Annotated in this window: 8 protein-coding genes; 7 read left to right on the forward strand and 1 reads right to left on the reverse strand. The window is 54.8% G+C overall.

Going from position 1 to position 7,177, the window contains the following annotated elements:
* The 7 genes from miaB to GXP58_10795 form a co-directional block, all read left to right on the forward strand.
* The coding region (miaB, locus tag GXP58_10765) for a tRNA (N6-isopentenyl adenosine(37)-C2)-methylthiotransferase MiaB (GenBank protein NOY54079.1) at positions 1-1,217 on the forward strand (1,217 nt) is incomplete at its 5' end.
* A 71-nt stretch (positions 1,218-1,288) separates the two neighbouring features.
* On the forward strand, positions 1,289-1,609 hold the full coding sequence (locus GXP58_10770) for a VanZ family protein (protein NOY54080.1): 321 nt from the start codon (positions 1,289-1,291) through the stop codon (positions 1,607-1,609).
* A 14-nt stretch (positions 1,610-1,623) separates the two neighbouring features.
* Complete coding sequence (locus tag GXP58_10775) at positions 1,624-2,031, forward strand: PilZ domain-containing protein (GenBank protein ID NOY54081.1); 408 nt, start codon at positions 1,624-1,626, stop codon at positions 2,029-2,031.
* Between the two features lie 188 nt (positions 2,032-2,219).
* Positions 2,220-2,978 (forward strand): prepilin peptidase, encoded by a 759-nt coding sequence (locus GXP58_10780; GenBank protein NOY54082.1) that lies wholly within the window; start codon positions 2,220-2,222, stop codon positions 2,976-2,978.
* 25 nt (positions 2,979-3,003) lie between these two features.
* The gene (locus GXP58_10785) at positions 3,004-4,377 is read left to right on the forward strand and encodes a PAS domain-containing protein (GenBank protein ID NOY54083.1); all 1,374 of its coding nucleotides are present in this window, start codon (positions 3,004-3,006) and stop codon (positions 4,375-4,377) included.
* 23 nt (positions 4,378-4,400) lie between these two features.
* Complete coding sequence (locus tag GXP58_10790) at positions 4,401-4,625, forward strand: four helix bundle protein (GenBank protein ID NOY54084.1); 225 nt, start codon at positions 4,401-4,403, stop codon at positions 4,623-4,625.
* 1 nt (position 4,626) lies between these two features.
* Positions 4,627-6,009 carry a sigma-54-dependent Fis family transcriptional regulator gene (locus GXP58_10795; GenBank protein NOY54085.1) on the forward strand — a complete coding sequence of 461 codons (1,383 nt, stop codon included), beginning with the start codon at positions 4,627-4,629 and terminating at the stop codon, positions 6,007-6,009.
* 21 nt (positions 6,010-6,030) lie between these two features.
* Here the strand turns inward: GXP58_10795 and GXP58_10800 are convergent.
* The coding region (locus GXP58_10800) for a hypothetical protein (protein NOY54086.1) at positions 6,031-7,177 on the reverse strand (1,147 nt) is incomplete at its 5' end.

The following is a 7,177-nucleotide window of genomic DNA, read 5'->3' on the forward strand; positions in this document are numbered from 1 at the left end:
ACCGGCCGGAGGGGGCCGATCTGATCTTGCTGAACACCTGTGCGATTCGCGAGAAGGCGGAGCAGAAGGTATTCAGCGATCTCGGCAGACTGAAGATTTTCAAGGCGAGGGATCCGGGGGTTCTGATCGGGGTTCTCGGCTGCGTGGCCCAGGCTGAGGGGGAGAAGATCCTCGACCGGGAACCGGCGGTTGATTTTGTCGTCGGTACCCGGGGGATGGCGGAACTTCCGGAGATCATCCGCAAGGCGGAAGCGGGGGAGAAGAGTCTCTTCCTCCGGCTGGAGGGGGAATTCGATCCCGGACGTTTCCGGGAGGCGTCGGTCCGGCAGAGCCGGATATCGGCTTTTGTGCCGATCATTTACGGTTGCGACAACTTCTGCTCCTATTGTGTGGTCCCCTATGTGCGGGGAAGGGAGTGGAGCCGTCCCGTGGATGAGATCCTTCGGGAAGTTTGCGGACTGGCTGAAAAGGGATATAAAGAGATTGTTCTGATCGGTCAGAACGTAAACTCTTATGGTAAAAAGAATAATATTAACAATGACTTTTGTGGATTGCTTCATCTTGTGAGTGAGGTAGATGGTGTCGAGCGAATTCGTTTTGTCACCTCTCATCCCCGGGATCTTTCCGGATCGGTGATTGCCGCCATGGCCTCTCTGCCCGCGATCTGCGAGGCGCTTCATCTCCCTGTCCAGTCCGGTTCGGACCGAGTTCTCGGCATGATGAACCGAGGGTACGACCGGGCGGACTATCTCGGGAAGGTGAAACGTCTCCGGGAGGCGATTCCGGGAATTGCTCTGACGACGGATATTATTGTCGGTTTCCCGGGGGAGAGCGAGTCCGATTTTGAAGAGACCCTTTCCCTGATTCGGGAGGCGGATTTTGACCGCCTCTTTGCTTTTGCCTACTCCCCCCGTCCCGGAACATCGGCCGTGAAGTTGCCCGATCCGGTAGCTGAGAAGACGAAGTCGAGGCGGCTTGCCGCCGTTCTCGACCTGCAGAAAAAACTGACCCTGCGGAAGCATCAGGCTCTTGTCGGGAGTTCCGTGGAGGTCCTGGTCGAAGGGGCCAATCCGAAGGTTGATGGGGAGTGGACGGGGAGGACCCGAACCAACAAGATCGTCCATTTCAGCGGCGCCCGGTCGGCGCCGGGTGAACTTCTGAACGTAATCATTGAAAAGGGGCTTCCGAACTGTTTGATCGGAAGGGCGGTCTCCTGATGAATGGGCAGGCCAAAAGCCGCATGACTGGAAGGGTGAACGCCTGGCTTCCTCCGATCCTTTATGCCGTAATGATCTTTTTGCTCTCGTCGCAAAGTTTTGAGACGGTCCACCTGAAGCATGGAACGGATAAACTGGTTCACCTGTTTTTATATGGCGGCTTCGGCTATCTGTTATTGCGGGCCTTTCATCAGGATGGGCAATGGACCGGCCGGGATGCCTGGGTCATCTTGATCGTTGTCCTCTACGGGATCAGTGATGAATGGCATCAATCTTTTGTTCCGGGCAGGAGTGTAGAGGCGTTGGATGTTTTTGCCGACGCTCTCGGAGGGGTGTCGGCCGTGATCTTCGGGAATGTCGCCGACCGTCTGGGTTGGAAGATCTGGTTCTGATAGAGGGGGGATGCATGGATTCGCAATGGCGGGAACAGCGTAAATATGACCGGGCCCGTATTCAAAAACTCGTTCGTTACCGGGTCATTGACGGGACGGATCCCGATCATATCTCGAGTACGAAACGAAGCTGCGTAATCAATGTCGGGGGCGGCGGGGTGTTGCTCAAAGCAAATGCGTTGGTTGTCGACGGCCTCCACATTTCCTACGATGATAACTCCAACGTCCAGAACTGGATTGCCCTGGAAATCGAGTTGCTCCCCGGACGACCTTCCGTCAAGGCGCTGGGACAGGTGGTCTGGTATCAAAGGGCCACGAATGATGAGGAATACCGCTACGATATCGGAATTGAATTCCGAAAAATCCGGGATGAGGACCGTCAGACGATCATCGATTTCGTCAGTCATGCGGAACCTTGTTGAGACAAAATTGAACGAAAATTCCGCTATTGATAATATTCCGAAATCAATTATAATAAAAGTATACACAACTCGGAAAAAGATCTTCCCGCTCAAGTCTTCTGCCTTCCTTTGTGAAGGGAAACTTGTAAATGAGGATACCGTCCCTCCGGGGGTGGTTGTTTATTCATCCTTCCTGCATCAGAGTCATTATGCCCATCGAAATCCTGATTCCCGTAGCGGTCTTCATCTTCGGCGCCATCGTCGGCAGCTTTTTGAATGTCTGCATCTACCGTCTTCCGAGGAAGGAGTCGCTTGCCTTCCCCGGTTCCCACTGCCCCGTCTGTAATACCTCGATCCGTTTTTACGACAATGTCCCGATCGCAAGTTGGATCTTTCTGCTCGGGAAGTGCCGAAAATGCAGGAGCCCGATCTCGATTCAGTATCCCATTGTCGAAGCGGTCAATGCCGGGGGGTACTTCTATCTTTATACCCGTTTCGGCCTGACCGGAGAGGCAGCGGTCTATGCTCTCTTTTTTTCAGCCCTGTTGGTGATCACGTTCATTGATCTCCACCATAAGATCATTCCCGACGTGATCAGTCTTCCCGGCATCGGGGTCGGCCTGTTGGCATCCCTCTTTGTTTTGCCCCTCACTTTTTGGGATGCCCTGATTGGGGCCGCCCTGGGATGGGGGCTCTTCTATCTGGTTGCCCTGCTCAGCCGCGGCGGCATGGGAGGGGGGGATATCAAACTGATCTCCATGATCGGCGCTTTCCTGGGCTGGGAAAAGATGCTCCTGACCATTATGTCGGGCGCTTTCGCCGGGTCCATTGTCGGGATCGTCCTGATGATCCTTTTCAAAAAGAGCCGGAAATACGCTGTTCCCTTCGGCCCTTTTCTCGCCCTGGGGGCGCTGGCCAGCCTCTTTTGGGGAACTTCCATGATTCAATGGTATCTCCATTTTATGTAAATTCTCACAGGGTTCGGAATCACGAATGGACAATGTGACGGTCTTTCAATCCACTTTTATTCTGATTGCCTTGCTCCTCTTCGTGATTCTTCTGGCGATCTATGCCCTGCAGAAGGTCCGGAGAGGATTTCTCCGCCTCACCGAATCGGAGGAGATCCTGGAAAAGGGAAAGATTCCCGGTGCCAACAAAGAGATGTCATTTGTCTTCGGGGCCTTTCAACAGACGTTGCAGGAGATTACCCAGAAAAAACAAGAACTGATCCGGATGCATCAGGATGCCGTGGAACGGGTGCGCCGTATGGAACGGTACAACGAGTGTATCCTGGAGAGTATGGTGAGCGGAGTTGCGGCATTCGATCGTCAGGGCAAACTCACATCATTGAACGGAGCCGCGGCACGGATCTTCGGCCGGGAGTTGGGGGGCGGTGCCATCGGCCAATCCTATGACGAGGTTCTCGCTGGATCGGAGGCGATGAAGGAGATCCTGCAGCGGGTCCTGCAGGAGAATCGCCGAATCCTCCGGGAAGAAGTTCTGCTGACCTTGCCCGGCGGCGAGCGCAAATGGCTGGGGGTGAATGTTTCTCCTCTGAAAGGAGCGGAAGGAGAGATGATCGGTGCGACCCTCCTCTTCACCGACCTGACGGAAGTAAAGGAACTCCAGCGTCAGGTGGAATTGAAGAATCGGCTGGCCGCCATGGGGGAGATGTCGGCCGGGATTGCCCACGAGTTCCGGAATTCGCTGGGGGCGATTCTCGGCTATGCCCGCCTGGCGGACCGGCAGGCCGGGGAAAACTCCGTTCTCAGGGAAGCAGCGGAAGGGATTATCACCGAGGTGAAGAGCTTCGATGCCATGCTCTCCGACTTCCTTCATTTCGCTCGTCCAATGGAATTGAACAGGGAAGCATGCCGGCTTGATGAACTGATCCGTGAAGCTCTGGAGGTCCTGTCCGATGAGATTGAAACGAAAAAGGCCGAGACGAAGGTGGAATGTAACGAAGTCCCTTCGCTCATGCTTGATCGGACGCTGATCCGGCAGTCGATGACGAACTTAATCAAGAATGCTCTTCAGGCGATCCCGGAAGGAGGGAGCATTGCGATCGAGGTGCAAGAGAGGACCGACAGAGTGGAGGTCCGGATCCGGGACAACGGGCCGGGGATTCCGCGGGATCTACAGAAAAAGATCTTTGAACCTTTCTTTACCACCAAACGGGAAGGCACCGGCCTGGGACTGGCGATTACGCAGAAGACCATTGTTGCCCACCAGGGAAACATACGGATCAAAAGCGATCCGGGGCAGGGGACGTTGATGATCGTTTCCCTCCCTTCGCAGGGAAACGCAGGCACAAAGGGGCAGAGGCACAAAGAAACAGGGGCAAAGGAGAAAGCCGGAAGAACATAGGTATAGAGGGGCAAAGAAAATCGATGAAAACCTATCGTGATTTAATGGTTTGGCAGAAATCCATGCTCCTTGTAACGGCCGTTTACCGAGAAACAAAATCATTTCCCCCGGATGAACGCTACGGTTTGACATCACCGTTGCGCAGAAGTGCCGTATCCGTTCCCGCGAACATGGCGGAAGGTTACGGCAGGAACTCTACATTGGACTTTGTGCCTTTGTGCCTCTGTCCCTTTGACCCTTGTTTTTAACATGGACAACATTCTCCTTGTAGAAGACAAAAAGAGCATGCGGCGCATGCTGACGCAGACCCTCCAGGCGGAAGGTTACCAGGTCTTCGAGGCCCGGGACGGGGTCGAGGCGCTGGAGCTTTATCGGAAGAACTGGATCGATTTGATCCTGACCGACCTTCAGATGCCGGAGATGGACGGGTTGGAGTTGCTTCGGAATCTCAAGGAAGAAGGTTCTCTCGTCGATGTTATCATCATGACTGCTTACGGCACGATTGAAAAGGCCGTGGAAGCGATGAAGATCGGTGCCCTTGATTTTATCACCAAGCCCTTTGACACTGATTATCTCCTGATCCTTGTCGGTCGGGCCTTGAAAAACCGCCGGATGGTCCGGGAGAATATGCTCCTCAGGGAGACCTTCTCCAAAGAATACGGAATGCCGGAGATTATCGGCCGGAGTCCGGCGATTCAGAATGTAGCGGAAAAAATCCGGAAGGTTGCCGCAACGGAGAGTTCGGTTCTTCTTCAGGGAGAGAGCGGGACCGGGAAGGAACTCTTTGCCCGGGCCGTCCATCAACTGAGTGATCGGAAGGATTCGAATTTTGTGGCCATCAATTGTGCCGCCATCCCCTCGGAACTGTTGGAGAGCGAACTCTTCGGTTACGAAAAGGGGGCCTTCACCGGAGCGGACCGCCGCAAGATCGGCTACTTTGAACTCGCACACCGCGGGACACTTTTCCTCGACGAAATTGTAGAGTTGCCTCTTTCCCTTCAGAGCAAACTCCTCCGGGTGCTCCAGGAAAAATCCCTCCAGAGGCTGGGAGGAACGCAGACCATCCGGATTGATGTGCGGATTCTCTCCGCGGCGAACCTCGATATTGAAGAGTGTCTTCGGCAAAAGCGTTTTCGTGAAGATCTTTATTATAGATTGGCCGTTGTCCCGATCGTCATCCCCCCTCTCCGTGAACGGGCGGAAGATGTTCCGCTCCTGGTCGATCATCTGCTGAAGAAGTACGAAAAGGAACTGAATAAGAAAGGACTCCGAGTGGAGGAGGATGCCGTTGCCGAGCTGTGCCGGCAGGAATGGAGGGGGAATGTCCGGGAGCTGGAAAACTGTGTTGAACGGGGTGCGATCCTCTGTCCCGGGAACAAAATCGGCCTGGAGGACATGGGGATTATTCCTTCTCGGAAGAAAAGCGGTCCCTCGGCTTCCTTCCCGGCAGGAAGAAGCCTTCAGGAAATTTCCGCCGAGGCGGCGTCCTGTGCCGAACGTAAGGTTATCCTCGCTGCGCTGCTGGAGAACGAATGGAACAAAACACGTGTTGCCGAACAACTAAAGGTCAGTTACAAAACCCTCCTCACGAAGATCAAAGACTATGACCTTGAAAAGGAGCGAGCCGGGTAGCTCGTTTCCTGGTTTTCGTTTTCACTGAGCCCGGAGGTGTAGTTCCAGTTTCCGTATCGGCACGGCCACTCCGTTCAGACCGACGGCCGGGATTGCAAGTTTCCGGATTGCCTTTGGGGTGAAGAGCCGGTAAAAGAGTGTGAGGGTCACCTTCTCGGTTTCAGCCGGGAGCCGGTAGGTGAGATGCCGTTTTTCTCCGGCTTTCAGCCGTTTGTCGAAGGCGATCCGGTCCGCCTTCCAGGCCGGCACTCCGACCTGCGTGCCGGCGGCGAAGGCCTTGAGGAAGACTCCCTGCTTGTCTTCCATCGGCCCTTTTGAAAAGTTCGACCAGATCATTTCATCCCGGGCGTTCCTTGCCGTTATCCTGAGAAAGGCCATCCGCATCGGGTTGGTTGCCGGAAAGGAGTGGGGGGTCCGGTTGGCAAGAGTGATCTTCAGCTCTTTCTTCCCATTTGCTGTTGTGATCCTTCCGGAGAGGTTGACTGATTTTTTCAACATTTCCGGATCGTGTCCTCCCATGATGAAATGCGACCGATGGGTCTTCTTCGCCGAGCCGACCGCCGGTGCGCCTTCCTTTTTCTCCATATGGCAGGAGAGGCAGTTTCCCGCCCCTTCGGTTTTCATGACGCAGATCGGCGTTCCCTTGGGGTTGACCATATGACTGTGGCAACCCATGCAGAGACGGCCCTTTGCAAAGAGGGCGGATCCCCGTGTCTTGTGCGGGGCTTTGCCGGAAGGGGAGGAGACGGCAAAGGTCCTCTCCCGGCTGATCCGGTAGCGGTTGAAATTCTTCCGATGAATGATGGCCTCGATACGATGACAGAAGGTACAACCCACACCTTCCCGTTCCATCCGGGCACTCGGATCCGGTTGTGCCTTCCCCGACATGAGCGCCTTCAGGTTCTTCGCCATCGGGGTATGGCAGCTGCCGCAGTGATAGTTTCCGGGCTTGCCTGCCTTTTTCCGGGCGGCGATGAACTTTCTGTAAACCGCGCGATGGGCCGGGTCTTTGTGCAGCGAGGATCGTGCATGTATTGAACTGTTCCATTCCTCGAAGATTGCAGGATGACACCCCTTACAGCTCCTTGATGGAGTAAAAGAGACCGCTCCTTGGGGGATTGCGTGTGCAAAGCTCAGGGTCGGAAAGAAGATCAGCAGAGAGATGAAG

Source organism: Deltaproteobacteria bacterium (genome assembly GCA_013151235.1).
In the GTDB taxonomy this organism is placed as follows: domain Bacteria; phylum CG2-30-53-67; class CG2-30-53-67; order CG2-30-53-67; family CG2-30-53-67; genus JAADIO01.